Raw genomic sequence first — 26,524 nt, 5'->3', positions numbered from 1 at the left:
ACATCACGCGCACGCTCATTCGGTCAGCAAAGACTTTTTGCGCCCCGCCCTCATCTCATGGCTCCCTTGCGACAGGATGTGTCGGAAACGGGCTGGCACCACGTCGCGCCGTCAACGCAAGCTGTGCCCAGTCCGTTGGGAGAATGCCATGAAAACCACCACCCGCGTTGCTGTCATCGGAGGCGGCGTTGTCGGCTGTTCCGTGCTATATCACCTGACCAAGCTGGGCTGGTCCGATGTCATGCTGATTGAACGATCCGAGCTGACCAGCGGCAGCACCTGGCACGCCGCGGGCGGATTTCACACGCTGAATGGCGACACCAATATGGCCGCGCTGCAGGGCTATACCATCCGGCTGTACAAAGAGTTGGAAGAGATCACTGGCATGTCCTGCGGGCTGCACCATGTGGGTGGCGTGACGTTGGCGGACAATCAGGACCGGTTCGACATGATGCTGGCCGAGCGCGCCAAGCATCGCTACATGGGCCTGGATACCCGCATCCTGACCCCGGCCGAGATCGCTGAATTTGCGCCTATCGTGAACCTCGACCGTATTATCGGCGGGCTCTACGATCCTCTGGACGGGCACCTTGATCCATCTGGAACGACCCATGCCTATGCCAAGGCGGCCCGGCTGGGCGGCGCTACCATCGAGACACATTGCATGGTGCGCGAGACCAACCAGCGCCCAGACGGCACCTGGGACGTGGTGACAGACAAGGGCACGATCCACGCCGAACATGTGGTCAACGCCGGTGGCCTTTGGGCGCGCGAAGTCGGTGCAATGGCGGGTATCTACCTCCCGCTGCACCCGATGGAACATCAATACATCGTCACCGACGACATTCCTGAAATTTACGAACGTGGCACCGAACACCCGCATATCATGGACCCCGCCGGAGAATCCTATCTGCGCCAAGAGGGGCGCGGGCTGTGTATCGGGTTCTATGAACAGCCCTGCCGTCCCTGGGCCGTCGATGGCACCCCATGGAATTTTGGCCACGAACTGTTGCCAGATGACTTTGACAAAATTGCGGACAGCATTGAATTTGCTTATAAACGCTTTCCGGTGCTTGAGACCGCCGGCGTTAAGACGGTGATCCACGGACCCTTTACCTTTGCCCCCGATGGTAACCCTCTGGTCGGGCCTGTGCCAGGGTTGCGGAACTACTGGTCGGCCTGCGGCGTCATGGCTGGCTTTTCGCAGGGTGGCGGCGTCGGCCTGACGCTGGCGCAATGGATGATCGAGGGCGAGGCAGAGCGCGATGTCAGCGCGCTGGATGTAGCCCGATTTGGCCCCTGGATCACGCCCGGCTACACCCGTCCCAAAGTGACCGAAAACTACCAGACCCGCTTTTCCGTCGCTTATCCAAACGAAGAAAAGCCAGCCGCGCGTCCGAACCGCACCACGCCGATGTACGACATTTTTGACCAGATGGGCGCGGTCTGGGGGCAGCAATACGGGTTGGAAGTGCCAAATTACTTTGCCGCCGAGGGAGAACCACGGTTTGAAGCACCGTCATTCCGACGCTCGAACGCCTTTGAGGCGACGGCACGAGAGGTAAAGGCCGTACGCGAAGCCGTTGGAATCAATGAAGTTCAGAACTTTGGAAAATATCTGATCAGCGGCCCCAACGCCCGCGCATGGCTCGACCGGATCATGGCCGGACGCGTGCCGCAGCCGGGTCGGCTGTCGTTGACCCCGATGTTGTCACACAGAGGACGACTGATCGGCGATTTCACCATTTCCTGTCTTGAAGACGAGACATTCCAGCTCACCGCATCTTATAGCGCGCAGAACTATCATATGCGCTGGTTTCAGAAGCATCAGGACAGCGGCGTAAGCATCGAAAATATCAGTGATAAGCGCACAGGTTTTCAGATCGCGGGACCGCAGGCACGGGCCGTTCTCCAAGCCTGCACCCGCAACGACGTTTCCGACATGGCCTTTATGGATGTGCGGCAATTGGGTGTTGGCATGTCCGATTGTCTGGTGCAGCGGGTCAGCTATACTGGCGATCTTGGGTTTGAGATTTATTGCGATCCCATGGCCCAACGCCAGCTGTGGCAGACACTTACGACGGCAGGCACACCGCATGGCATGAAACCATTCGGCATGCGTGCGATGATGTCGCTGCGCCTGGACAAGTTCTTTGGCTCGTGGATGCGCGAGTTTTCGCCCGACTACACCGCGGCGGAAACCGGACTGGATCGCTTTATCTCTTTCCGCAAGAACGTTGATTTCATTGGTCGATCCACAGCCGAGGCTGAGCGAGAGGTTCCTCCTGCGCGCCAGCTGGTCGCGTTTGAGCTGGACGCCGACGATACTGACGTCAACGCCTACGAACCGATTTGGATTGATGACAAGGTACAGGGGTTCTGCACGTCAGGCGGCTATTCGCATTATGCCAACAAATCCATTGCCTTGGGGCTTATCCCTCGCGCGCTGGCGCACGACGGATTGCAGGCCGAGATTGAAATTCTCGGCAAGATGCGGCCAGCCGTTCTTTTGACTCAGCCGCTTTTTGATGCGGATGGGGCGCGCATGCGTGGATAAAGCAGTATGGTGCCGCATGAAACGCGTTGCCATACTGATTCCCGCCGCCGGCTTTGGCACCCGTATGCGCGGGGCTGACAAGCTGTTGCAGTCTGTCGATGGCATGCCGCTGCTGCGCCGTCAGGCACTGCGTGCACTGACAGCCGCGGACCATGTGGTGGTCACGCTGCGGTCGCTCGACGGCCCCCGCGCACAGGCTATGGCTGGCCTGCCGCTGCGCATGGTCCACGTACCGGATGCTGAACTTGGCATGGCCAATTCGCTCCGGCGCGGCGTGGCGTCTCTTCCAAAAGAAATCTCGGCCGTTGCCATCGCACCCGCCGACATGCCGGACCTGACCGAGGACGACTATCAAAGCATTATCGCGGCATTCCGTTCTGCAAACCATCCTCTAATCTATCAGGGCAGCTCTGCTGCGGGTGTGGCGGGCCACCCGGTCCTATTTCCCGAAGATTGCTTTATGGCGCTCAAGCGGTTGAGCGGGGATCGAGGTGCGCGCGACGTTCTGAAGACTAACGCACACCGGGTGCGAAAGGTTGCCCTGCCCGGCAACAACGCCTTGACCGACCTTGATACCCCCGAAGCCTGGGAAGCCTGGCGCAGGACACAACTGGCAGATTGCAGCCCGCCGGAAATCTGACGTCGCGCGCGGACAATGCGCCGCTGACGTCGCTGTCGCCATCCACAATCAAAAAACGGGGCGGTGTGATCCGCCCCGTTTTCCGTACATCCAACCGGATTGTACTGCGTCTGTTTACCTGACGATTACTTCGTCAAAAGCTTTGCCTCGTGCTTTTTCAGCGACCGGCGGGCCGACTGATAGCTCTGAATGCCCTCGGCATGCTCCAGCTCCGGGAACAGTTCCAGGATTTCAGAGCGCTGCGCACCACCGATCCCCTTGAGACTGTAATCGCCGGGCTGGAAGCTTTCGGTCCAGGCGCCGTTTGACAACACAACCTCGTGACGGTCGAACATGAAGTGCAGGTAGCTGACACCCAACGCGCCAACCTCATCCACTCCGTCAAGGCCGGTAAGGTGCTTGGCCGCGGCCAGCACTTCGTTTTCCTCGAAATACAGCGCGGTCTTGTCGTTGTTGACCAGAATGCGGTGGTTCGGACTGACCAGCAGATCATGCTCGGGCAGGTTGTTGCCCAGACTGCCGCGCTGGATCAGGATGGGACGCATGTGCGGCTGACGTGACAACTGATGCCCGGTCAGATCCTTGCGACCCGTCCAGCGGATTTCCTGAATACCATTGTCGCGGGTGATAATCCGGTCACCTTCCCGCAGATCCTCGACCAGGCGTTCGCCTTGCGGGGTTGCAATCAGCGTACCCGGGGTAAAGCACGGCACCACCTGTTCGATGTTGAAGAAATCCATCGTGCCGGTGACAGCGCCAGACCCGTTCAGGAATTCGACCGTCCCGTCGATGCCGTTGCTGGGCAGATCGCCATCATCGTCGGGCGTCACGTTGACAAGACGGTAGTCGGTGCCCTGAACGCCAACACCGCTGAGGTCGAGGATGTCGAAATCGTCGCCCGCGTTGCCGCCCTGAACATAATCACCGGCGCCGTCGCTGGCACTGTCGACGATAATCACGTCGCGATCCGCGCCGCCGTCGATGCTGTCGACGCCTGCACCACCGTTCAGGGTGTCGCCACCCTGGCCACCGATCAGAGTGTCGTTATCATCACCACCGTTGAGGCTATCCTCATCGATGCCACCATCCAGAAGGTCATTGCCAGAGCCGCCAAGCAAAGTGTCGTCATCGTCGCCCCCGATCAGAGTGTCATCGCCCAGACCGCCATAGATGCTGTCCCGGTCGTTTTCCGTGTTTACGTCGATGGCGTCGATCTGCTCGAGGATCGCAAAGTTCGACCCGTCGATGTAATCGTTGCCCTGACCCCCATCGAGCGAATCCGAACCGTGGCCACCGATGATGCTGTCATCACCAAGGTTGCCGCGGATGGTGTCGTCGTCGATACCGCCGTCCAGCGTGTCGTTGCCGTCGCCGCCGGTGATGCTGTCGGCGTCGTCACCGGTCGAAATCAGGTCATCGCCCATTTCGCCATGCACGGTGTCCATGCCGTCCGTGGTGTTTGGATCGGACAGGAAGGTTGTGCCGCCCACGGTCAGCGGGAAACTGGGATCATCCCCTTCGTAATCCGAGAAGGTATCGACACCCGCCACGATGGTATCATTGCCCTGGCCGCCTGTGATGCTGTCCGAGCCCTGCTCGTCCGTAATCAGGTCGTCGCCGCCGCCGCCGTCGATGGTGTCATTGTCGATCCCGCCCTCGAGCGTATCAGCCCCGGCACCACCGGTGATCACATCGCTGTCATCGCCACCATCAATGCTGTCAGCGCCATCCGTGCCAACCAGCGTTTCCATATCGTCGGTGGGATCGGGATCTTCGTCCAGCCCGTCCAGTGGGTCGAGCGCTTGATCCGCATCAGCCACCGGGAAAACATCAACGTCGATACGCGGATCACCACCGGTCGGCGGTGGCGGCGCAGTCCCAACCGTCACGGTGATTGTGCCAGTGTCCGTGCCGCCATTCCCGTCGTCGATCGTGTACGAGATGGTGTCATCCCCGACAAAACCATCGTCCGGGGTGTAAGTCACGGTACCGTCGTCATTGATCACAACCGTGCCGTTGTCCGGGTCAGAAACATCGGTGACAGTCAGTGGATCATCGTCAGGATCGGTGTCGTTTTCCAGTACGGAAATGATCACCGGATCGCCGATTGTGTCAGCCGTGTCATCATTGGCAACCGGGTTACCATTGGTGTCACCAACTTCGACGGTCACAATGCCAACAGCATCGTCAGACAGACCGCCATCATCCGTGATGGTGTACGAGATCGTATCTTCACCCGTGAAACCGTCGTTCGGTGTGTAATTCACCGTGCCGTCGCCATTGTCGGTAACCGTACCATTGGCCGCAGTCAGCGTGGTGATGGTGAAAGGATCACCGTCAGGGTCGCTGTCGTTGAACAGCACTGGGATCGCTGTGGTCGTGCCGCTGGGCACGGTTGCGCTGTCATCCTCGGCCACGGGCGGGCGGTTACCGCCATCTATAGTGTCCTCGCCCACCTTAATCGTCACGGTGCCGGTGTCCGTCGCGCCCGAGGGATCGCTGATTGTATAATCAAAGGTATCCGTGCCGATGAAGCCTGCATTCGGCGTGTAGCCAAATGTGCCGTCACCATTATCGGTGACAGTGCCATTGGCCGGGGCAGTATTGTCGACAATCGAAATCTCATCTCCATCGGGGTCCGAGTCGTTTGCCAGTGCCTCAATGGTGACATCCATATCCGCGTCGGTTGTCACGTCATCATCGACGGCCACCGGCGCGTCGTTCTCATCTTCTACGTCCACGGTCGAAAACTGCACATCCGAGATCAAAAGACCCTGAGCCGCGTTGCCGCCGTTGTCATAGGTAAATTCGATACGCGAAATCGGGCCGGGAATGCTGACCAGAACCGAACCGTCCACATCGGCAAAGCCGCTGGTGGTGTTGCCGGACACGGTGTCACCTGCAACCGTTGCAGTGCCAGCCGGGGTCAGCGTCACCGGGGTCGAATTTCCCTCGGCATCATAGGCTGTGACGGTCAGGAAATCCTGAAACGTCCCATTTGGTTCGCCATCCAGATCTTCGTTCGTATCGCTGGAATCGACATCTGACAGCCGGAAGGTCACGTTCTGAACGTTGTCGGTGAACAGCGACGTGTCGGTCGCGCGAAAATCAAAGACGACGTTCGACGTCTCTTCGGTCGACGGGGTAGCTGTGCCGCTGCCATCGCCAAACAGTTTGAGATGCGAATACGGGTCGATGGTTTCGCCGTCCGCCACATACCCTTCGGAATTGAAGGTGAACGCCTGATTGCCCGGCTCGACCCCGGTGTAGATCACGTCGATTGCGACGCCCCCGGTTTCGATCGTTGCAGAGACCGTATCAGGCCCCGTGCTATCCAAATTCGTTCCGTAGGCGCCTAGTGTGCCCCAGTCTAATACCAAATCAGTCATCTCATTGACCCTCTTTACATTAAGACGGGGGCAAGCCCCATGCCGCAGCTGCGCGACGGCAGCACGATAGCACCGCCCGGTTTCGTTTGTGTGTATAGCTTGCAATCGTGCCAAGGTCGCGCGATGTCGTCTGCCCACCCAAATGGTGAACAAAGGTCGCCTTCTGGCGGCTCATCGGTTTCCCGACCCACGCGTCCCTTAGCACCCTGCGGATGCGATACAGTTCAGCGGCCGCCCCCGTGGCCAACAGACATCACCCCCCAGTTGGGCTTGAGAGATTAATACTTAAGCTGATGTCGCGAACAAAGGACAAAATGTATGAAAGCTTTCTGCATTTCCGCTTTTGTCGTCGCGTCGGGGTATTCGCCGCTAGGCATTTGTGTCTTTGGGCGCATGATTGTTTCGTTCGCTTCGCGGTGTCCTGCGGTCCGCTCAGGTCGAATTACCGGTTTAGCATGGATTTTTCATGGATTTTTGCAAACCTCTGGCACGCTGAATCGCGCATTGTTGCAAAATTGGACACAATGTCAGCGATCCCAGTTCGAAGTAAACTGTTCGCGTTCTTGCGTTCAAATGTGGCAGCGTTTGTACATTGAGGCGCATCAATCGCCCGAACGTGGATAGATTGATCAGCCGCACCGCCGGTTTCCAGTAACAAATCCCGAATCAACCGTCGAGCTGGCCACCCTAGACAACACAATCTGCGCCACTATTCGGCACCTCTGCCACAATTTTGACAGGCTTTTGGCTGCATCAGTCGACACAAGATATACTTATAGGTAGTCCGCCTGAACCGATGAAACTGATCCGCACCAAACGGGGATTTGCAAATTCCATGGCAACCCAGGACGCAGCGTCGACATCCCGAGCGCATCGGTCAGCGGTATCATAGGCGCCCGTGACGCAACCCCACGCGACATTGCCCAGCCGGAAGCGTAAAAAAGCCGCCCGAGGTATCCTCGGACGGCGACTTCAATTCTAGAAACAATCAACCGATGATCTTATTGAACACCGATGACGGACGCATCACGCCGACGGTCTTGGCCGCATCGGTATGATAATAACCGCCGGTCTCGGCAACGCCACCCTGAGCGGCGGCCAGATCGGCAACGATTGCAGACTCTTGTGACGCCAGCGTCGCGGCAATCGGGGCGAAATGCGCGGCCAGCTCTGCATCCTTGCTCTGCTCAGCCAGCGCCTGCGCCCAGTACAGCGCAAAAAAGAAATGGCTGTCGCGGTTGTCAGGCTGCCCAACACGACGGCTGGGCGATTTGTTGTTGTCGAGGATGCCTTGCGTCGCCACATCGACCGCCTCGCCCAGTATACGCGCCTTTTCATTGCCTTTGACATCGGCAAGGAATTTGAGGCTTTCCCCCAGCGCGCAGAATTCACCCAGTGAATCCCAGCGCAGATGGTTTTCCTCTACCAGCTGCTGCACATGTTTCGGGGCCGACCCGCCTGCCCCGGTCTCGAACATACCGCCGCCGTTCATCAGCTTGACGATCGACAGCATCTTGGCCGAGGTGCCAAGTTCGAGGATCGGAAACAAATCGGTGAGGTAGTCGCGCAGCACGTTGCCGGTCACCGCAATGGATGTTTCGCCCTTGCGGATGGTTTCGAACGACAGGCGCGTCGCCTCGCGCGGAGCGAGGATCTGGAACTTGTCAGTCGCACCCGCTGCGGCGAGCAACGGTTTGACATAGGCGATCAGCTGCGCGTCATGGGCGCGGGTTTCGTCCAGCCAAAAGATCGCCTGGCAGTTTTCGGCCTTTTGACGCGAAATTGCGAGACTGACCCAATCCTCGACCGGGGCCTTGCGCGTCGAGGCCGAGCGCCAGATATCGCCCACCTCAACCGCGTGTTCGTGCAGCACGTCGCCATTGGCCGCAATCATGCGCACGGTACCTGCTGCCGCGATTTCAAATGTGGTGGGGTGCGAACCGTATTCCTCGGCCTTTTGCGCCATCAGGCCGATGTTTTGTACCGTGCCTGCGGTGGTCGGGTCCAGCGCGCCGGTCTCTTTGAAATAGGCGATGGTTTCGGCATACACCGCAGCGTACGAGCTGTCGGGGATGACGCAGTTGGTATCGGCCTCTTTGCCGTCCGGCCCCCAGCCCTTGCCGCCGGCGCGGATCAGCGCCGGTAGCGAGGCGTCGATGATCACATCTGACGGCACATGCAGGTTGGTGATGCCCTTGTCAGAATTCACCATATAGAGCGGCGGACGGTCTGCCAGCGTGCTGTCGATGGCGGCCAGAATCGCGTCTTTTTCCGCCATATCGGCCACACGGGCCAGCAGATCGCCAATTCCGGCATTCGGGTTGGCGCCGGCAGCGGCCAGCGCATCGCCATAGGTGTCAAACACCGGCTGCAGATAGGCAGCAACGGCGTGGCCAAAGATGATCGGGTCGGACACTTTCATCATCGTGGCCTTGAGGTGGATCGAGAAAAGGACGCCGTCCTGTTTCGTCGCCTCGATCTGTTCGGCCAGAAATGCATCCAGCGCCTTGGCCGACAGGAACGTCGCATCGACCACGGTGCCTGCCGGGAACGTCACACCGTCCTTAAGAACGGTCACCGTGCCATCGGTTGCGGTCAGCTCGATCTTGGCGGGTCCGGCTTGGGCGTCGCTCAGCGTGACCGAGGTCTCGTTCGAGCGGAAGTCGTTGGCCGACATGGTCGAGACATGGGTTTTGCTGTCGCTGGCCCAAGCACCCATCGAATGCGGGTTGGCCATAGCGTATTTCTTCACGGCGATAGCCGCGCGACGGTCCGAATTACCCTCGCGCAGAACCGGGTTTACGGCCGAGCCTTTGATCGCATCAAAACGGGCGCGCACATCTTTTTCTTCGGCGGTCTGCGGATCTTCGGGGTAGTCCGGCAGATCGTAGCCCTGCGATTGCAGTTCTTTCAGCGCCGCAACCAACTGCGGCACCGAGGCCGAAATATTGGGAAGCTTGATGACATTGGCGTCAGGCGATTTGACCAGATCGCCCAGGATTGCGAGGTCGTCGGACTGGCGCTGCTCGGGTGTCAGCTTTTCCGGGAAGGTGGCGATGATGCGCCCGGCAAGAGAAATATCGCGGGTGCCGACAGACACCCCGGCCGCAGCGGCAAAGCTGCGGATGATCGGCAAAAGCGACGCAGACGCCAATTCCGGTGCCTCATCCACTTTGGTGTATACGATATCGACGTTGTTCGAGTCAGCCATGTTCAAAAGCCCCTGTTGCATTTGACATCTTCCTTAAACGAGACGCTTTGCGACGTCCACTGACCACAACTCCGGGGCGGCGTTCCAATTGGAATTTGTCCGTACAGCGCTTTGGGAAAACGCCTGCCGGCGAGATCAGAAAGTGGTGCTGCCGGTCAAACCTGACTATCGATCACCTGTGGATCGCCCGCGAACAGTGCCTCGATCAGGTTAGAACGCTGACGCAGCACCGCACGCTGGTTCACGGACCCCTTGTCCGTCACCTCACCCTTGTCGAAATCCAGTGGTTCGGTCAGGAACAGCGCCAGCGGGACGCGCATGGAACTGCCCCCGGCGGTGGCATTGTGGCGCGCCAAAAGTTCGGCCACTTTGGCACGCAGAACCGGATGGGCATATAGTGCGGCATCCGACAATGTTGCGCCATTCGGGACCAGTCGTTCGATAGCGGGACGGAACGGCAGCAGAAGCGCGCCCAGCCGGGTCTGCCCCTCGCCCGCGATCACCACATCGCGCGCCAGACCATCCAGTGCATTGGTCAATTTGGCGCGCAACATGCCGACGCTGACCCATGTGCCGGTGGCCAGCTTGAAATTCTCGGCTGTGCGACCGTCAAAAAAGAACCCCTTTGACGGATCGTCGGGATCCGCAAAGCGCAGCGCATCACCAAAGTTGTAAAAGCCTTCGTCGTCAAACGCCTCGGCTGTCAGCTTGGCATCGCGCCAGTATCCCGGCGTGATCGACGGGCCTTTGACATGCGCCTCCCATTTGCCGTCGACCGGCACCAGCTTTAGCGTCAGCCCCTTGTTGGGGAGACCGACATTGCCGGGTTTCTCCTGCGGTTCCGTGCAAAACAGCGCATGTGGCGCAGTTTCGGTCGACCCCAGCCCGGTGGACAGCAGGATACGTTCGCCCGTCACCTCGATTGCCAACCGATCCAATTCGGCCCAGGTGTGTTCGGCCATCGCCGCGCCAGCGTACATCATCAGCTTGAGATTGCGGAAAAAGCTCTGCGCCAGTTCTTGGTCGCTGCGCATCGCCTCGACCAGCATCTCAAAACCGACAGGCACGTTGAAATACCAGTTGGGCGACACGTCACGCAGGTTGGCAATGGTCTGGCCGATCAGCGCCGGCGACGGCTTGCCAGCATCAATGTAGAATGTGCCGCCGTTATAGAGCGCCATATTGAACAGTTTATTGCCAGCTGCCACATGGTTCCACGGTGCCCAGTCCAGCAGCACCGGCGGCTCGTCCTTGAGATAGGCAAAGCAGTCGCGCACCATCTCCATGTTAGAGCAGAGCATCCGCTGAGTCTGGATCACCGCCTTGGGCGCGCCGGTGGTGCCTGATGTGAACATGAACTTGGCCACTGTATCAGGGCCGGTGGCCTGATTGGCCGCATCAACGGCACCGGTGACAGGTGTCACCAGCAGGCTGTCCCAGTCGATCACCCGTCCAGCGCCGCGCAGGCCAAGTCGCGGCAGATCAGTAAAAACAGCGTCTATGGCCGGTGTGAACGGGGCCAGATCGTCGGCAAAGACCGCCCCCGGCGTGATCTGATCGCGGATCTGCCGCAACTTGACGAAATCGCCCGAAGATGTGGCATAGGCCGGTGCCAACGCCGCCGAGGGAATGCCGACATATTGCGCCCCCAGCGCCATCAGCGCGTGGGCGATGGAATTGCCCGACAGGATCACCAATGGCCGTTCGGTGGACAGGTTCAGATCCAGTAGCGCCTGCCCGATGGATCGGACCTGCACGAACAGCTCCGCATAATCGACCCGGGCCCAGTTGCCTGCATCGTCCCGCTCGGCCATCCAGGTAGTCTGCGGGGAGACTTGCGCCCAATGAGCGATCCGATCCGACAGGCGGTCAGGGTAAGGCGGCAACGCACCAGTCTGCCAGACCAGAACCGCGCCATCCGCCCGTCTTTCCCAGGCGATATCCGTCTGCCAAAGCGCCACATCGCGCAGTTTTCCCGACTTCATTGGACTGAGCCTCCCCGCTCCTGATCTCGGACGCCCCGTTGCGCAGCACCCGATGGGCGGCGGATCTGGGAGCAGCGCCGAAGCCTATGTTTGGGGGGCGCGCGTGGCTCGTGTCAACAAATACTAGTTTACAGGGATATATTTTCCATGGATACATTATGACACGATCCTAAGGAATAAACTGCCTGATGCCTTATCTTACCACTGAACTGCGCGGCGACGTCGCCCTGATCTGTCTGGACCGACCGGAAAAGCGCAACGCCATTTCCGATGCCTTTGTCGAAGAGCTGAACGCTGCGATCACATGGGCCGAAGCGGTTGCCAAGGCTGGCGTGATCCATGCCAATGGCCCGCATTTCTGTGCCGGGCTGGATCTGGCCGAACATGTCCGCAAGACTCCGTTCGAGGGGGTGCACGGATCGCGCCGCTGGCACGAGGTTTTTGGCCGCATCCAGCGTGGCAGGCTGCCGTGGATTTCCGCGTTGCATGGTGCAGTGGTTGGCGGCGGACTGGAACTTGCTTCGTCCACCCACGTGCGTGTGGCGGATACTTCGGCGTTCTTTGCTTTGCCCGAGGGGCAGCGCGGCATCTTTGTCGGCGGCGGCGCGTCGGTGCGCACCGCGCGGCTGATGGGTGTGGCGCGGATGACGGACCTGATGCTGACTGGACGTTCGGTCGATGCGGATCAGGCCGAACGCTGGAATCTGGTGCAATATGTGATGCCCGAGGGCGCGGCGCTGGACAAAGCCGTCGAACTGGCAACCCAGGCAGCCACCAATGCCGAGATTTCGAACTACGCGATCATCCACGCTCTGCCCCGCATTCAGGACATGGCCACCGATGACGGGCTGTTTGTCGAAAGCTTCATCGCCTCGTTCACCGCCACCAGCCCCGAAGCCGAAGCGCGCCTGAACGCCTTTCTCAGCAAAAAGGCCGGTAGTAAGGTCGCAAAACCGGGGTCAAACGAATGAACCTGCCCCTGCGCGATACGCCTGACGAAGATACCCTCGATTTTGGCGACCTGAACGCCTCGCTCGGGTTTCTGCTGCGGGTTGCGCAACTGCAGGCGTTCGATTCCTTCTATGCCGCGTTCGACGCGACGCAGATGAAACCGGGGGAATTCACCGTGTTGCGCCTGATTGGCCTGAACCCCGGACGGCGTCAGGGTGTCATCGCCAAAGCTTTGCGGATCAAGCCCGCACATATGACCAAGCTGATCCAGCGCATGGTGGATGCAGGCTATGTCGAACGTGAGGCAACACCCGAGGATCGCCGCTCGGTCACACTGTCACTTACCAGAGACGGCCAGCGCTTTGTCGACCACCAGCAGACAACCTTGAAAAACTTGGAAATCAAGGACCGGAGCGGTTTCGCCCCCGAGGAATTTGACCAGATTCTGACGCTGCTGAAACGGTATATTGCAGGGAACAAGCGTGATGATTGATATCGACAACGTGACAGCCATCGATTTTCACACCCACGCCGAAGAACCCTGCTGCACAACGCGCGACGATGGCTACAACGAATTTCAGGCCGGCATGGCCGCCTATTTCAAAAACCCGGCCGGGGCCGGTGGCATGCTGCCGACAGTCGAACAGACCGCCGCCTATTACCGCGAACGCAACATCGCCGCCGTGATCTTTCCCGTTGATGCCGAACGCGAAACCGGGTTCCACCGTTATTCCAACGAGGATGTAGCCCGGCTCTGCGCCGAAAACGACGATATCCTGATCCCGTTCGCCAGCATCGACCCGTGGAAGGGCAAGATGGCGGTACGCGAGGCGCGGCGTCTGGTGCGCGATTACGGCGTGCGCGGGTTCAAGTTTCACCCGACGATGCAGGGCTTCTACCCAAACGACCGGATGGCCTACCCGCTATACGAGGCGATCCAGGACGAGGGCGCGCTGGCGCTGTTTCACACCGGTCAGACCGGCGTCGGGTCCGGCATGCGCGGCGGCATGGGGATGCGGCTGAAATATTCCCACCCCATGGCGATCGACGACGTTGCAGTGGATTTTCCGGACCTTGGGATCGTGATGGCCCACCCATCCTTTCCCTGGCAGGAAGAGGCGCTGTCCGTCGCGCAACACAAGCCCAACGTCTATATCGACCTCAGCGGCTGGAGCCCGAAGTATTTCCCCGAGATCCTGATCCGCTACTCCAACACTTTGCTGAAAAAGAAGATGCTCTTTGGTTCGGACTGGCCCGCGATCACGCCGGACCGCTGGCTGGCCGATTTTGAAAACGCCGGTTTTCGGGATGAAGTGCGTCCGCTCATCCTGAAGGAAAATGCGCGAAGGTTGCTGAACCTGTGATGGATGCACTCTGGGAGGAGACACAATGAAAACTCTGATGAAGACGACAGGCCTTGCCCTTGCGATATCATTGGTCGCATTCGCATCCGCCGAGGCACGCGAATTGCGCGTAGCACCCGCCGCACCGCCGGCCCACCCGGCCAACGGCGTGATGTACACCAATTTCCTGAAATACCTGCCCGAGGAATCCGACGGCCGACTGACAGGTATCATGCTTGGCCCCGAAGTGGTCAGCCTGACGCAGGTCAAGGACGCACTACAATCGCAGATCGCCGAAGTTGCCAACCTGCTACCGCTCTATTTTCCCGCCGACCTGCCAATGATGTCAGTCACCGGACAGCTGTCCCTGACCGGCACGAACAGTCAGGCGATGGGCGCAGCCATGTCCGAATTTGTCGTCAACTGCGCCCCCTGCCAGGACGAGATGAAAACGCTTGGGCTGGTCTTTCTTGGATCCGGGGCGTCGGACGGCTATGAATTTCTGACCACCAAGCCAGTGCGCACCGCCGAGGACCTCAAAGGTCTGCGCCTGCGTTCAGGCGGTGCCCCCTGGGCGCGACTGGCCGAGCATTTTGGTGCGGTGCCAGTACAAATGTCGGTCTTTGACCAGTTCGAGGCAATCAGCCAGGGCAGCATCGACGGCACCATGGCCTCGATCGGGGATATGCTGGCATTCCGCCTGGTCGAAGTGGTGAAATACATCACCTATGTGCCGCTGGGCATGTATATCTCGACCTCGAACTTTGCCACGTCCAAGGTAACGTGGGATAGTCTGTCAGCCGAGGATCGCGCCGCCATGGCGCGTGCCGCCAACCGGGCCAACACCGATTTCACCAACCGCTGGGGTGCCGAGATCCCGGCGATTGCCGAAGGTGCCGCGAATGAGGCCGGGATCGAGTTCCTAGAGGCTGATCCGGCCCTTATCTCAGAACTTCAGTCGTTCATTGAGGCGGATATCGAGACAGCGGGCAGCTACAGTCAGGAACAGTTCGGTATTGCCGATGCGCCCGAGCAGATCGAGGCTTTCCTAAAGCTGGTCGACAAGTGGACGGCGATTGCCGAGGAACTGGACAACGATCCGGTGAAAATGGCCGCCCGCACCTATGACGAAGTCTGGTCCAAGATCGATTACGCCACCTACGGCGGCTGACACCGGTCGGACCCGGCGCGTCGCGCGCCCGGGTCCGAACCGCTCTGAACTGCGGAGATCTGGCAAGATGCCGTTACTGACTCGACTGCGCGACCGGGGGCTCGATCTGCTGGCGGTGCTGGGGGGACTCGCGATCCTGACGCTGATGATCCACGTCGTGGCGGATGTCGCGATGCGCAACCTGCTGAACCAGCCGATCCCCGCGACCTACGAAGTTGTCACGCATTACTATATGATCGCGCTGGCGTTTCTGCCGCTGGCCTGGCTCGAACGGCGGCGCGGTATGGTACAGGTCGAAGTGCTTGAGCCACTGATGTCCCCGGCCTTGCTGCGCCTGTCCGACAGGTTCGTGGCATTGCTGTCGACCGTGATCTATGCGGCGCTGGCCTGGGTGACGTGGAAAACGGCGCTGGGCAATTATGCCACCGGCACCTTTGTACTGGCGCAGAACGTGGCGGTGCCGACCTGGCCCGCTTATTTCCTGCCGCCGCTGGGTTTTGCTCTGGCGGCCGCGGTCACCGCCGTGCGCATTCTCTCGCCTGAACAGGACAACCCGGCATGAGCGTCGAAACCGGACTTTTCGGCGTTGCACTGCTGTTTGTTCTGCTGGCACTGCGCGTACCCGTGGCGCTGGCGCTGATCGCGGTGCCGTTTGTTGGCATCACATGGCTGCTGGGGCTGACCCCGGCCATTGGAATCCTGTCCTCGACACCGTTCTCGTTTGTGGCGAACTGGACGCTGTCTGCGGTGCCTATGTTCCTGCTCATGGGCTTTGTCGCCTTTCACGCCGGGCTGACGGCGGGGTTGTTTGAGGCCGCCAAAGCCGTGTTGCGCAAGGTTCCGGGCGCGCTGGCGATCTCGTCTATCTTTGCATGTTCGGGGTTTGCGGCGGTCTGCGGATCATCGCTGGCGACCGCCGCTGCCATGGGACGGATCGCGATTCCCGAAATGGTGAAATCGGGCTATGCGCCCAGCTTTGCCGCAGGATCTATCGCGGCGGGCGGCACCATCGGCGCGCTGATCCCGCCGTCAATCCTGATGATCGTCTACGGCGTCTTTGCCGAAACTTCCGTGACCAAGGTTTTTGTTGGCGGCATCACCATCGGCCTGCTGACGGCGGTGTCCTACGCGGTTGTGGTTCTGCTGACGTGCTGGTTGCGCCCGGACATCGCGCCGCCCCGCCCGCTGGATGCCAAAGGCATCAGCGCACGGCAGGCGCTGGCCAATATCTGGCCGGTCATCGCGCTGATCTTTGTGGTGTTTGGCGGGCTGTTTTCGGGTTTCTTTACCGCGACCGAGGCTGGCGCCTTTGGCGCGCTGGGGTCGATCATCATTGCCACACTGACCGGACGTTTTGGCTGGCAGGTTCTGCGCAACGCAATCCTTGAAACCATCACCACCTCGTCGTCGCTGTTTATCATCGGTGTCGGTGCGGCGATGTTCACCCGCTTTCTTGGGCTGACAGGTGTATCGAGCTTTATCTCAAGCGCGGTCAGTGGCGCCGACCTTGGCTATGTCCACCTGATGGTGATCGTGGTTCTGATCTATCTGGTGCTCGGCATGTTCATGGAGCCGTTCGGCGCGCTGCTGGTCACACTTCCAGTTCTGCTGCCGATCTTTCGCGCCGAGGGCATCGACCTGATCTGGTTCGGCGTCCTGGTGGTAAAGCTGTTGGAGATCGGGATGATCACACCACCCGTGGGACTGAACGTCTTTGTCATCCGCAGCGTGGCCAGCGAATACGCCACGGTCGTTCAGATCTTCCGGGGCGTGATCCCGTTTCTGGTGGCAGATATCGTGGTGGTGGCCATCATCATCGCCTTTCCGCAGCTTGTGCTGTTCCTTCCATCCTGGATGTGATTCCGCGGCCACCGCAGATCGACCTAAGCCGAGTGATAAGCAATGTATGACCTGACCCATGATCAGCAGGCCCGAACACTAAGCCTACTGGCGCAGACGACGGGTTGGGCGCGCGTCCGGACGCTCTGTCCCGAGGTCGATGACAGCACCGCGCAGGCGATCTTGTCTGCCGCCGGTACATTGGCTGAAACGGTCATTCAGCCGCTCGACAGCGTGGCCGACCGCGACGGCTGCCGCCTGACAGAGGGTCGGGTTCAGGTGCCTGCCGCCTACAGCGCCGCCTATCGGGCGGTTGCCGATGGCGGATGGATCGGGATCGACCTGCCCGAGAGCATGGGTGGATCTGGCCTGCCCATCGTCCTTCAGGCTGCGGCCGAGCCGCTGTTTGACCGGGCCAGCATCGCCTTCAACATGGCGACCGGGGCCAGCCGCGCGGCGGCGGTGCTGCTGTCTGATGTTGCCCCGTCAATGGTGGCCGCAGACTGGGTGCCTGCGCTGATCGCCGGCACCCGCACCGCCACAATCTGCATCTCGGAACCCGACGCCGGGTCCGATGTGGGGCGCATTCAGACCTTGGCCCAGAACGAGGGTGGCATCTGGCGGATCACAGGGCAAAAATGCTGGATTTCGTTCGGCGACCACGACATGACTGACATGATCGGCCATTGCATCCTGGCCCGCACCTCTGACATGCCCGGTACCCGGGGGCTAAGCCTGTTTCTATGCCCCTCGGTCCACAACGGCGCGGCAAACGGCATCACTTGCCTGCGGATCGAAGAAAAGATGGGGCTGCACGGTTCTCCGACCTGCACGCTGGAGTTTGATGGCGCACACGCAACCCTGCTGGGAGAAGAGGGACGCGGCGTCCCCGCCCTGTTCAAGATGATCGAATTGATGCGCCTGCAAACTGGCTGTCAGGGGTTGGGCGCCGCGACCCGTGCCTGCGACATCGCCGAAGGGTATGCACAGGACCGGTTGCAGGGCGGCCCCCCGAACGCACCACCTATCTCCATCGCGCGCCACCCGGATGTGGCACGTCGACTGCTGCTCATGCGCAGCCAGACCGAACTGTTGCGCGCCGCGACACTGGAACTGGCTTGCACCATGGACATTGCCCGGCGCAGCCCTCACCCCCAAGAACGTGACAATGCCGCGGCGCTGTCGGGTTTCCTGCTGCCGCTGATCAAGAATTTTGGTGCCGAGACCGGATTTGAGGTCGCCAATCAGGGGATGCTCGTCCTCGGTGGTGCCGGTTACACCCGCGAATGGCCGCTGGAACAGATCGTACGCGATATCCGCGTGGCCGCGATATATGAGGGCACCACCGGGATACAGGCGCTCGATTTTCTCGAGCGTCGCCTGATCCGTGATCACGTTGGATTCGATGTTTTCTCTGAAATCGCCGCGGCTTGCGATCTTGACCTCGGGCTGTTCGCCAAAATGGCTGAGCGCCTTATCGCATGTGACGACCCCGAGCGACGGCAGCGTGCCGCAGATGCCTGGTTTCGCATCGGCTGGCTGATGGTGACTGCATGGCTATCGCCGCGCTTGGCCCCGAACGAAGCGCGCTGTGCGATGCTCGCCTGGGCGGAACGCATGTCGGTTCACGCCGCGCAGATATCAGATGCTCTGGATCCCGACTGACGCCGACGGATCAGCGCCCGCTCTTGCCAATCATCAGACGTGCCGCCAGCGGTGCGCAGGTGATCACCAGAAAGATCCGCGTCAAATGGTGCACCACGACAAAGCCGAGGTCCGCCCCTGCTACGATTGCCAGAACAGTCATTTCGGCCTGCCCGCCAGGCGCAAAGGCCAGGAACCCTTCAACCGCGTGCGCCAGCCCGAAATACACCACGACTTCGGTAAACCCTGCCGCCAACAGCGCGAGCACCAGCACAAAGGCGACCCCCGACAGCACATCCTTGCGGAACTCGACCAGTGTGATGCCAACATAGCCGACGCCGATCCCCAGTCCGATCATGAATTGCGCGAACAGGATACCTTCGGCCGGGGGGCGGGTGTGGATCAGACCGGCCAGCGACAGCACGGCAGTCACAATCATCGGCCCAAGGATCGCCGCGCCAAAAAGGCCAATCCGTTCGCCCCCCTTCCAGCCGAAAAGTGCGGCAAACACCATCAGCGCCATTTCGGTCAGAGGCAGATCGCGGGCCGGTGCGCCGATCGGATTGCTTAGTTCAGCCCCCATGCCCATGGTCAGGATCACCGGCGCGATCGAGATAACAATCAGAACGCGGGTGGCGTGGATCAGGGACAAGGCGCGTCCGTCGCCGCCGGCTTCGGTGCCGAAAACAACCATATCCTGCAACCCGCCGGGCATCGCCGCATACCAGGCTGTCACTTTGTCAAAACCGCAGACCCGGTGAAAGAATGGCACACCGATCACCGCAATCACGATGATATAGACCGGGACCAGTGCGACCGACGCTGCCATCTGCGGCAACTGGCCCAACAGTTCGGGCGTAATCGACGCGCCTACAGCGACCCCCAGAATGGACCGCGCCCCGACCGAAACCTGACCAAAACCGCGCAGCGGCACCCCGATCAGGGCCGCAATCAAGCAGGCGGTCAGAGGACCAAACAGAAATGGCAGCGGCAGCCCTGTCAGCCAAAACAGGGCCGTCCCGATCACTGCGATCAGGAACGTCATCAGGCGCTTACCGGAGGGGCTGTGCGGTTTCAGGAGGGGTAACATTCGAATCTCGTCCTTCTTGCATCCGCGTGTATACAGATGTATCCGCAATCGGCAGGAGGACACAAGGCGCCATGACCCCACCTCAGAAATCTGACCGCCCCCCCGGTCAGGACGCCTACCTGCAAATCGTGCGCGACATCCGATCAGGACGATTGTTGCCCGGTGACAAGCTGACCGAAACCGAACTGGCCACCCGGTTCAGGATGTCACGCACGCCAGTGCGCGAAGCAATCCGCCAGCTTGAGGCAGATGGCCTTGTCGTTCACATGCCGCGTCTGGGTGCAACCATCCGCACATTGGATCATTCCGAGATCGCAGAGCTGTACGAAATGCGCGCCGTATTGGAAAGCACCGCCGCCCGATTTGCCGCGCGGGCCGCGTCACCGGTTGAACTGAGCGAGATCAGTGCGATCCAGCAGGCAATGACGCAGGCCGAGCTGAGCGAAGACCTGTTCCGTCTGAACCAGACGTTTCACGCTGCTATTCTGGACGCCGCGCGCAATCGGTTCCTGCTGCGCGCCATGCAGTCGGTCCGTAAGACGCTGCTGATCCTCGGGCGCTCGACCCTTGAGCAGGACGAGCGCGCCGAAGCGGTTGTGGCAGAACATGACGCCATTCTGGCGGCTCTCATCGCGCGAGACGAGGATGCTGCGGAACGCACCATGCGGCTTCACATTCAGCGTGCTCACGGCGCGAGGTTGCGTCAGATCCGTGATCGGCGGCCCCTGGATCCCGGCGGCGATGAGACCTGATCCGTCAATCAGCAGAGTGGATATCGCACAGCCCCGATCCGGAACGGATCAAAGTGTCCGCGCTGCACGGTCGACGGCCTAGCCGCCCCAGATGACTTTGACGTAATTCTTGGTCTCACGGTAGGGTGGCACGCCACCATGCTTTTCGACAGCGCCAGGGCCAGCGTTATACGCTGCCAAAGCCAGCCGCCACGAGCCGAATTTCCGATATTGCTGGTTGAGGTAGCGCGCACCACCCTCAAGGTTCTGCGCCGGATCTTTCGGATCCACGCCAAGGACGCGGGCGGTGCCCGGCATCAGCTGTGCCAGCCCCAACGCGCCTTTGTGCGATTTCGCATTCGGGTTCCAGTTGGATTCCTGCTGCACCAGCCGCAGGAACAGATCCTCGGGCACGCCATTGCGCCGGGCGGCTTCGCGCGCCATGCCGACATAAACCCCCTTGTAGCGACCGCGGTAGACTGGCGAGGTGCCATCCTCCGTACCCCATTTGGTGGGCGTTACAACTGTGGGCGGCTGTAGCCGGATCGAATTTTTGTATTGCTGCGCCGCGCGTGTATCCAGAACCTTGGTCTGGGTAGAGAACAGTTTAACGCGACTCTTACTCGACAGCACCTCGGCCTGTGCCGTGGTACCGAACGCGAGGCATACCGATGCTGCAAAGGGCAAAAGCCAGTTTCGTGTGATCATTGTCCCTCGGCCTCTAGACCTTGCTCTGCGGGACTATAGACAAAAAACCGGATTCCGCCAGAGCAATTGACCGGCGGATTTTCCCCGCGGTGCGGTGGCGTCCTGCCAGTGCGGTGGTATAGAGTCATTCAAATGCGGTGATGCCGCAGATTCGCAACAGCAAGAGACGAGGGTTCCCATGGCCGGTTCAGTCAACAAAGTCATCCTGATCGGCAATCTGGGTGCAGATCCAGAGGTGCGCAATTTCCAGAACGGCGGCAAGGTGTGCAACCTGCGCATCGCCACCTCTGAAACCTGGAAGGATCGCAACACCGGCGAACGGCGCGAGCGGACGGAATGGCACAGCGTGGCGATCTTTCAGGAAGGTCTGGTGCGTATTGCCGAGCAATATCTGCGCAAGGGCTCCAAGATTTACGTCGAAGGCAAGCTTCAGACCCGCAAATGGCAGGATCAGAGCGGCCAGGATCGCTATTCAACCGAAGTGGTGCTGCAGGGCTTTGACGGAGTTCTGACCATGCTCGACGGTCGCGGCGAAGGCGGTGGCAGCGCCGGTGGTGGTGGTGGCGACCGGGGCGGCTATGACGGCGGCGGATCGGGTGGCGGTAACTATGATGGTGGTGATCGCGGCGGGTATTCCGGCGGCGGCGACAGCGGACCCGCACGGGCCCCGTCGCGCGATATCGACGACGAAATCCCGTTCTAAGATACACCTTATCTGAACAACCGGCGGCGTCTGGCGGGGCTAGGCGCCGTTTTTCTGTTCGCGTGCCCCGATGTCATAAAGATCAGAGCGCCTGAACCGGCAGCACAGCATTCGCAAGATCGACCACAGATGATGCTGCAAACACCGTCAGCGGGCGGCCAGCGCTTCGGACAGCAGGCTACGCACATGATCGCGCGGCACATCCGACGTGACAAAGGCCGCTCCGATGCCACGGGCAAGGATAAAGTGCAGCTGGCCGTCCATCACCTTTTTGTCCTGCCCCATCAGGTCCAACAGACCGTCAGCATCGGGCAGGTCGCCGGAAATATCGGCAAGGGTAGTCTTCATCCCCATGGCGCTCAGATGGGCGGAAACGCGGCTCGGCTCTTCCTGCGGACACAGTCCCAGACGCGCCGACAGATCAAACGCCAGCGCACAGCCGATGGCGACGCCTTCACCATGCAACAGCCGGTCACCATAGCCGGTCGCCGCCTCAAGCGCGTGACAGAAGGTATGGCCAAGGTTCAGCAACGCGCGGTCGCCCTGCTCGGTCTCATCGCGCACGACAATTTCGGCCTTCATTTCGACCGAGCGGCGTACAGCATAAGCCCGCGCCGCAGTGTCACCGGCTGCCAGCGCCGCACCGTTGTTTTCAAGCCACTCAAAGAACGCCCTATCACCCAGCATCCCGTATTTCACCACCTCACCGTACCCGGCCAGAAAATCGCGCGGCGTCAGGGTCGCGAGAACATCAACATCCGCCAGCACCAGTGACGGCTGATGAAACGCCCCGATCAGGTTCTTGCCCTGCGGCGCATTGATCCCGGTCTTGCCCCCGACCGAGCTGTCAACCTGCGCCAAAAGCGACGTCGGCACCTGAACAAACCGCACACCCCGACGCAGCACCGCCGCAGCAAAGCCCACCAAATCGCCGATCACACCGCCGCCAAGCGCCACAACAACGTCGCGGCGTTCGATCTTTTGCGCCAGCAACCATTCGACAGTGCGGGTGAATTGCGGCCAGCCTTTGGTGCTCTCACCCGGTGGCAAGATCAGCGTTTCAGCCGCGATGCCCTGCGCTGCCAACGCGGCAACAAATGCCTCAAGATGCAGCCCCGCGACGGTTGCGTCAGTGACAACAGCCACGCGGGGGCGGTGCAAAAGCGGCACAATCTCGGCTCCAGCGACAGCAATCAGGCCAGAGCCGATGCGCACATCATAGGCCCGCGTGCCCAGGGCCACATGAACAGTGTCGGTCATTTCGGGAACTCCAATACATCGGGGCGCGATTTCAGCGCCTCGCAGACTTCGGCCGCGGTATCTTCGATCGAAAACCGTGGGCGTGCGGTCACACTCAGATCCGCAAGCGCATAGATCGGCGCCCGCGCCGAATACAGTTCTGACAATGTCTCGAACGGGTTGGCGGTGCGCAGCAGCGGCCGGGTGTCTTTGTGTCGCACCCGCGACCACAACAGCGGCAAATCCGCGTCCAACCAGACCGACACCCCCTTGCGTGTCACCATCTCGCGCGTGTCAGGTTGCATAAAGGCACCCCCGCCAGTCGACAGCACCGAAGGCGTGCTATCAAGCAACCGTTCGATCACCTGACTTTCCTTGCGGCGAAAGAACGGCTCTCCGTCGCGGGCGAAAATTTCTGCGATGCTCATGTTCGCCGCTTCGACAATGGCGGCATCCGAATCGCGAAACGGCACCCGCAGCATCGTCGCGAGCGCCTTGCCCACGGCGGTTTTCCCTGCCCCCATCAGTCCAACCAGAACTACCGTTTTCTTCAGCCGTGCCTGCATTGCCCTTGTTCTTCGGCTATACGCCGCCATTTTTGTAAACTGGTGCGTGAATGACGTGATCTTACGCAAAAGGCTAGGTATAAGTTGGAAAAAACACGAGGCAGGAGTCACCGGAAACCATGGGTCGCATCGTCAAATGGCTGTTCTATCTTCTCGTGCTGGGCGGAATCGCGCTTGTCGCCTACGCTTATATCGGACCGTTCTTCGGGGCGGACTTTTCGCCGCCGCAGACAGAAATCCGTAAGCCGGTACAACTGGATGAAGGTTAAGGCGGTCTCGCTTGTTCTGATCTGCGTTGCCGGGCCCGCGATAGCGCAGGCGCCGCTGTCCGCAATTGACTGGATGGACAAGCAATCGGCTGTGCCGCAACTGGCCCCGCCTGCCGTGCCTCCGGCGACATCCGAGCCCCCCGTGGCGCAATCGGTGCTTGTGCCCGACGTCGAGGTGCTGCCGCTCGACGCGCCGACGCCCGAAGCGGTGGGGCTGCTGCCCAGTTCCGTCACCGGATTGCCGCGCAGTCTGTGGCAGGGTAGCCAGACTGACACCTTGGTACAGTTGATTGCGGCTGTGGACCCGGCGGTGCCCGCGCTGTCAGCCCTGCTACACACGCTGATGCTCGCCGAGGCTGATCCGCCCCGCGGACGCCGTTCGGGGACGCCATTGCTCGCGGCGCGACTCGATCGGCTGATCGACCAGGGAGTGATTGATCCGGCCGAGGCGCTGGTCGAACGGGCCGGTGCAGGCACGCCCGCGCTGTTCAGCCGATGGTTCGATCTGTCGCTGCTGACGGACCGCCCCCAGCCGCCCTGCGCGGCACTGGCGGCGCGCCCGTCGCTCAGCACCGACCTCGCAACCCGGATCTACTGTACCGCGCGAGACGGCGACTGGACCATAGCCGCCACTGTGCTGGAAACCGGTGCGGCGCTGGGGACAATCAGCGCGCGCGATGCCGATCTTCTTGCTCGGTTCCTGGATCCTGCACTGGCCGAAGAATCGGCGGTTCCCTTTCCCCCGGCGCGCCCTACACCGCTGCAATTTCGCCTGTTTCAGGCGATCGGAGAGCCGCTGTCCACAACCGCCCTGCCCCGCGCCTTTGCCACCGTCGATCTAAGCGGCGATACCGGCTGGAAGGCTCAGCTTGAGGCGGCAGAACGTCTGGCCCGTGCCGGAGCCATTTCAGGGAACCGGTTGCTGGGGATTTACACACGGCAACGCCGCGCCGCGTCAGGCGGAATCTGGGACAGGGTCGAGGCATTGCAACGCTTTGACACGGCCATGACGACCGGGGATCCTTCGGCAGTGGGATCGGCATTAGAGAAGGTCTGGCCGCAGATGCGCAGCGCGGGACTGCTGGTGCCGTTCTCGCAGCTCTATGGTGCCCGGCTGCTGCCTCTTCCCTTGTCGGGGCGCGCCGCAAACATTGCCCCCCGCGTGGCGTTGCTATCCGAAGAATACGAGGCCGCCGCCCACCGCATCGGCGCATCCGCACCCGAACTTGCCTTTCTCAGCGCAGTGGCGCGCGGCGAAGTCCCGGTAACCCAGCCCGACGCCCTCCAGCAACAGGCCATCGCGGCGGCGTTTGCCGCAGATGCAGCGCCACCGCCTGAAATCGCAGCCCAGCTTACCGAAGGTCGGCTGGGCGAAGTCATTCTGCGCGCCATCGCATTGTTTTCCAGCGGAGCCGATGGCAATCCCGCCGATCTGACCGACGCACTTGCGACCTTTCGCGCGGTTGGACTCGAGGACACCGCCCGCCGCGCCGCGCTGCAACTGGTCATCCTGCAATCCGAAGGGGTCCTGCGATGAGCGACACCTACTGGATCTCGGCCTTTCTGGATGCGCAGGCCGCCGAACGCGGCGCAGCGCATAATACCTTGCTGGCCTATGCCCGCGATCTCAAGGATTTCGAGGACTGGCTGCATCTACGCGCAACCAGCCCTAGTGCAGCAACCCAGGACCATGTCGAAAGCTATCTGGTGTATTGCGATGCGCAGGGGCTGGCCAAATCCACCCGCGCCCGGCGATTGTCGGCGATCAAGCAGCTCTACCGCTTTGCGTTTGAAGAAGGGCTGAGGACGGATAACCCGGCGTTGCAAATCTCGGGTCCAGGCCGGGACAAACGCCTGCCAAAGACACTGACAACTGAAGAAGTCGACCACCTGCTAGACGCCGCCACCCGCCATGGCCGCAATGATCTGGACCGCCTGCGCAACACCTGCCTGATGCAGTTGCTCTATGCCACAGGGATGCGGGTGAGCGAACTTGTATCCCTTCCTCTGGCGGCAGCGCGGGGTGATCCGCGTATGCTGCTGATCCGTGGCAAGGGCGGCAAGGAACGCATGGTGCCCCTCAGCGCCCCGGCCCGGGTCGCGCTGGCCGCTTGGCTGGACGCGCGGGAAGAGGCCGAAGCCGATGCCCGTATCAACGGCAAGCCAGCCTCTCCCTTTCTTTTTGCGTCGCGCGGCAAGGCCGGGCACCTGACGCGCCACGCTTTTTATGTGCTGATCAAGGAACTGGCCGTCGACGGCGGAGTATCCCCCGCCAAGGTTACACCGCACACGCTGCGCCACGCGTTTGCGACACATCTATTGGCCAATGGAGCCGATCTGCGGGCGATCCAGACATTTCTGGGCCACGCCGACGTCGCCACAACCGAGATCTATACTCACGTCCTGGAAGAGCGGCTGAGGGAACTTGTATTCGATCATCATCCGATGGCACGGGACTGATCCCTGCCCTGCCTCTTGATTGACGTCG

General features: G+C 60.8%; 21 protein-coding genes. 14 read left to right on the top strand and 7 right to left on the bottom strand.

All coding sequences use genetic code 11. From position 1 onward, the window contains the following. The first annotated feature begins 148 nt into the window (after positions 1–148). On the top strand, positions 149–2,557 hold the full coding sequence (locus IMCC21224_RS06900; protein WP_047994722.1) for an FAD-dependent oxidoreductase: 2,409 nt from the start codon (positions 149–151) through the stop codon (positions 2,555–2,557). A 16-nt stretch (positions 2,558–2,573) separates the two neighbouring features. Further along, positions 2,574–3,197 carry an NTP transferase domain-containing protein gene (locus IMCC21224_RS06895; protein ID WP_047994721.1) on the top strand — a complete coding sequence of 208 codons (624 nt, stop codon included), beginning with the start codon at positions 2,574–2,576 and terminating at the stop codon, positions 3,195–3,197. A 125-nt stretch (positions 3,198–3,322) separates the two neighbouring features. Here IMCC21224_RS06895 and IMCC21224_RS26415 read toward each other — a convergent pair whose 3' ends face one another. The 3 genes from IMCC21224_RS26415 to IMCC21224_RS06880 form a co-directional block, all read right to left on the bottom strand. Continuing rightward, complete coding sequence (locus IMCC21224_RS26415; protein WP_053078914.1) at positions 3,323–6,586, bottom strand: Ig-like domain-containing protein; 3,264 nt, start codon at positions 6,584–6,586, stop codon at positions 3,323–3,325. A gap of 988 nt (positions 6,587–7,574) precedes the next feature. Continuing rightward, a complete protein-coding gene (locus IMCC21224_RS06885; RefSeq protein ID WP_369796011.1) occupies positions 7,575–9,818 on the bottom strand; it encodes an NADP-dependent isocitrate dehydrogenase in 2,244 nt (747 codons plus the stop codon). Positions 9,819–9,952: 134 nt separating this feature from the next. Beyond that, positions 9,953–11,782, bottom strand: a complete 1,830-nt coding sequence (locus tag IMCC21224_RS06880) for a feruloyl-CoA synthase (protein WP_047994720.1) — start codon at positions 11,780–11,782, stop codon at positions 9,953–9,955. Between the two features lie 188 nt (positions 11,783–11,970). On the opposite strand from IMCC21224_RS06880, the gene IMCC21224_RS06875 reads away from it, so the two are divergent. From IMCC21224_RS06875 to IMCC21224_RS06845, 7 genes are all read left to right on the top strand, one after another. Then, positions 11,971–12,753 carry a crotonase/enoyl-CoA hydratase family protein gene (locus tag IMCC21224_RS06875; RefSeq protein ID WP_047994719.1) on the top strand — a complete coding sequence of 261 codons (783 nt, stop codon included), beginning with the start codon at positions 11,971–11,973 and terminating at the stop codon, positions 12,751–12,753. Further along, entirely contained in the window at positions 12,750–13,226 is a 477-nt protein-coding gene (locus tag IMCC21224_RS06870) for a MarR family winged helix-turn-helix transcriptional regulator (RefSeq protein WP_047994718.1), read from the top strand. Before IMCC21224_RS06875 ends, IMCC21224_RS06870 begins: the two co-directional genes overlap by 4 nt. Next, positions 13,219–14,097, top strand: a complete 879-nt coding sequence (locus IMCC21224_RS06865; RefSeq protein WP_304413792.1) for an amidohydrolase family protein — start codon at positions 13,219–13,221, stop codon at positions 14,095–14,097. The genes IMCC21224_RS06870 and IMCC21224_RS06865 overlap by 8 nt, the downstream gene beginning before the upstream one ends. A 25-nt stretch (positions 14,098–14,122) precedes the next feature. Further along, positions 14,123–15,247 (top strand): C4-dicarboxylate TRAP transporter substrate-binding protein, encoded by a 1,125-nt coding sequence (locus tag IMCC21224_RS06860; RefSeq protein ID WP_047994717.1) that lies wholly within the window; start codon positions 14,123–14,125, stop codon positions 15,245–15,247. 67 nt (positions 15,248–15,314) lie between these two features. Continuing rightward, positions 15,315–15,809 carry a TRAP transporter small permease gene (locus IMCC21224_RS06855; RefSeq protein WP_047994716.1) on the top strand — a complete coding sequence of 165 codons (495 nt, stop codon included), beginning with the start codon at positions 15,315–15,317 and terminating at the stop codon, positions 15,807–15,809. Then, entirely contained in the window at positions 15,806–17,107 is a 1,302-nt protein-coding gene (locus IMCC21224_RS06850; RefSeq protein ID WP_047994715.1) for a TRAP transporter large permease, read from the top strand. Before IMCC21224_RS06855 ends, IMCC21224_RS06850 begins: the two co-directional genes overlap by 4 nt. A 42-nt stretch (positions 17,108–17,149) precedes the next feature. Further along, positions 17,150–18,751 (top strand): acyl-CoA dehydrogenase family protein, encoded by a 1,602-nt coding sequence (locus tag IMCC21224_RS06845; RefSeq protein ID WP_047994714.1) that lies wholly within the window; start codon positions 17,150–17,152, stop codon positions 18,749–18,751. 10 nt (positions 18,752–18,761) lie between these two features. Here the strand turns inward: IMCC21224_RS06845 and IMCC21224_RS06840 are convergent, their stop codons facing one another. Continuing rightward, complete coding sequence (locus tag IMCC21224_RS06840; protein ID WP_197089178.1) at positions 18,762–19,820, bottom strand: AbrB family transcriptional regulator; 1,059 nt, start codon at positions 19,818–19,820, stop codon at positions 18,762–18,764. A 71-nt stretch (positions 19,821–19,891) separates the two neighbouring features. On the opposite strand from IMCC21224_RS06840, the gene IMCC21224_RS06835 reads away from it, so the two are divergent. Next, entirely contained in the window at positions 19,892–20,572 is a 681-nt protein-coding gene (locus IMCC21224_RS06835; protein ID WP_047994713.1) for a GntR family transcriptional regulator, read from the top strand. 78 nt (positions 20,573–20,650) lie between these two features. Here IMCC21224_RS06835 and IMCC21224_RS06830 read toward each other — a convergent pair whose 3' ends face one another. Further along, positions 20,651–21,259, bottom strand: a complete 609-nt coding sequence (locus tag IMCC21224_RS06830; protein ID WP_047994712.1) for a lytic transglycosylase domain-containing protein — start codon at positions 21,257–21,259, stop codon at positions 20,651–20,653. A gap of 178 nt (positions 21,260–21,437) precedes the next feature. Between IMCC21224_RS06830 and ssb the strand changes: the two genes are divergently transcribed. After that, positions 21,438–21,962 carry a single-stranded DNA-binding protein gene (gene ssb, locus IMCC21224_RS06825; RefSeq protein ID WP_047994711.1) on the top strand — a complete coding sequence of 175 codons (525 nt, stop codon included), beginning with the start codon at positions 21,438–21,440 and terminating at the stop codon, positions 21,960–21,962. 147 nt (positions 21,963–22,109) lie between these two features. Here the strand turns inward: ssb and aroB are convergent, their stop codons facing one another. Together aroB and IMCC21224_RS06815 are read right to left on the bottom strand one after the other, a co-directional pair. Beyond that, positions 22,110–23,222, bottom strand: coding sequence for a 3-dehydroquinate synthase (gene aroB, locus IMCC21224_RS06820; protein ID WP_047994710.1), 1,113 nt, complete (start codon positions 23,220–23,222; stop codon positions 22,110–22,112). Continuing rightward, positions 23,219–23,797 carry a shikimate kinase gene (locus IMCC21224_RS06815; RefSeq protein ID WP_047994709.1) on the bottom strand — a complete coding sequence of 193 codons (579 nt, stop codon included), beginning with the start codon at positions 23,795–23,797 and terminating at the stop codon, positions 23,219–23,221. Before IMCC21224_RS06815 ends, aroB begins: the two co-directional genes overlap by 4 nt. 89 nt (positions 23,798–23,886) lie before the next feature. On the opposite strand from IMCC21224_RS06815, the gene IMCC21224_RS28180 reads away from it, so the two are divergent. The 3 genes from IMCC21224_RS28180 to IMCC21224_RS06805 are packed head-to-tail and all read left to right on the top strand — an operon-like array spanning position 23,887 to position 26,496. Continuing rightward, positions 23,887–24,036, top strand: a complete 150-nt coding sequence (locus IMCC21224_RS28180) for a hypothetical protein (protein ID WP_197089177.1) — start codon at positions 23,887–23,889, stop codon at positions 24,034–24,036. Next, entirely contained in the window at positions 24,026–25,573 is a 1,548-nt protein-coding gene (locus tag IMCC21224_RS06810) for a hypothetical protein (RefSeq protein ID WP_047994708.1), read from the top strand. Before IMCC21224_RS28180 ends, IMCC21224_RS06810 begins: the two co-directional genes overlap by 11 nt. After that, a complete protein-coding gene (locus IMCC21224_RS06805) occupies positions 25,570–26,496 on the top strand; it encodes a site-specific tyrosine recombinase XerD (RefSeq protein ID WP_047994707.1) in 927 nt (308 codons plus the stop codon). The genes IMCC21224_RS06810 and IMCC21224_RS06805 overlap by 4 nt, the downstream gene beginning before the upstream one ends. Positions 26,497–26,524 lie beyond the last annotated feature (28 nt).

The sequence above is a fragment of the Puniceibacterium sp. IMCC21224 genome (assembly GCF_001038505.1).
Classification (GTDB): domain Bacteria; phylum Pseudomonadota; class Alphaproteobacteria; order Rhodobacterales; family Rhodobacteraceae; genus Puniceibacterium.
This window is presented reverse-complemented; position numbering and strand designations above follow the sequence as displayed.

Bases quoted from the DNA above. Each gene is read 5' to 3' on its own strand.
- IMCC21224_RS26415 (WP_053078914.1), bottom strand. From the start codon at position 6,586: ATGACTGATTTGGTATTAGACTGGGGCACACTAGGCGCCTACGGAACG.
- IMCC21224_RS06810 (WP_047994708.1), top strand. From the start codon at position 24,026: ATGAAGGTTAAGGCGGTCTCGCTTGTTCTGATCTGCGTTGCCGGGCCC.
- IMCC21224_RS06900 (WP_047994722.1), top strand. From the start codon at position 149: ATGAAAACCACCACCCGCGTTGCTGTCATCGGAGGCGGCGTTGTCGGC.
- IMCC21224_RS06850 (WP_047994715.1), top strand. From the start codon at position 15,806: ATGAGCGTCGAAACCGGACTTTTCGGCGTTGCACTGCTGTTTGTTCTG.
- IMCC21224_RS06860 (WP_047994717.1), top strand. From the start codon at position 14,123: ATGAAAACTCTGATGAAGACGACAGGCCTTGCCCTTGCGATATCATTG.
- ssb (WP_047994711.1), top strand. From the start codon at position 21,438: ATGGCCGGTTCAGTCAACAAAGTCATCCTGATCGGCAATCTGGGTGCA.
- IMCC21224_RS06885 (WP_369796011.1), bottom strand. From the start codon at position 9,818: ATGCAACAGGGGCTTTTGAACATGGCTGACTCGAACAACGTCGATATC.
- IMCC21224_RS28180 (WP_197089177.1), top strand. From the start codon at position 23,887: ATGGGTCGCATCGTCAAATGGCTGTTCTATCTTCTCGTGCTGGGCGGA.
- aroB (WP_047994710.1), bottom strand. From the start codon at position 23,222: ATGACCGACACTGTTCATGTGGCCCTGGGCACGCGGGCCTATGATGTG.
- IMCC21224_RS06840 (WP_197089178.1), bottom strand. From the start codon at position 19,820: ATGTTACCCCTCCTGAAACCGCACAGCCCCTCCGGTAAGCGCCTGATG.
- IMCC21224_RS06895 (WP_047994721.1), top strand. From the start codon at position 2,574: ATGAAACGCGTTGCCATACTGATTCCCGCCGCCGGCTTTGGCACCCGT.
- IMCC21224_RS06830 (WP_047994712.1), bottom strand. From the start codon at position 21,259: ATGATCACACGAAACTGGCTTTTGCCCTTTGCAGCATCGGTATGCCTC.
- IMCC21224_RS06805 (WP_047994707.1), top strand. From the start codon at position 25,570: ATGAGCGACACCTACTGGATCTCGGCCTTTCTGGATGCGCAGGCCGCC.
- IMCC21224_RS06855 (WP_047994716.1), top strand. From the start codon at position 15,315: ATGCCGTTACTGACTCGACTGCGCGACCGGGGGCTCGATCTGCTGGCG.
- IMCC21224_RS06880 (WP_047994720.1), bottom strand. From the start codon at position 11,782: ATGAAGTCGGGAAAACTGCGCGATGTGGCGCTTTGGCAGACGGATATC.
- IMCC21224_RS06815 (WP_047994709.1), bottom strand. From the start codon at position 23,797: ATGGCGGCGTATAGCCGAAGAACAAGGGCAATGCAGGCACGGCTGAAG.
- IMCC21224_RS06865 (WP_304413792.1), top strand. From the start codon at position 13,219: ATGATTGATATCGACAACGTGACAGCCATCGATTTTCACACCCACGCC.
- IMCC21224_RS06870 (WP_047994718.1), top strand. From the start codon at position 12,750: ATGAACCTGCCCCTGCGCGATACGCCTGACGAAGATACCCTCGATTTT.
- IMCC21224_RS06835 (WP_047994713.1), top strand. From the start codon at position 19,892: ATGACCCCACCTCAGAAATCTGACCGCCCCCCCGGTCAGGACGCCTAC.
- IMCC21224_RS06875 (WP_047994719.1), top strand. From the start codon at position 11,971: ATGCCTTATCTTACCACTGAACTGCGCGGCGACGTCGCCCTGATCTGT.
- IMCC21224_RS06845 (WP_047994714.1), top strand. From the start codon at position 17,150: ATGTATGACCTGACCCATGATCAGCAGGCCCGAACACTAAGCCTACTG.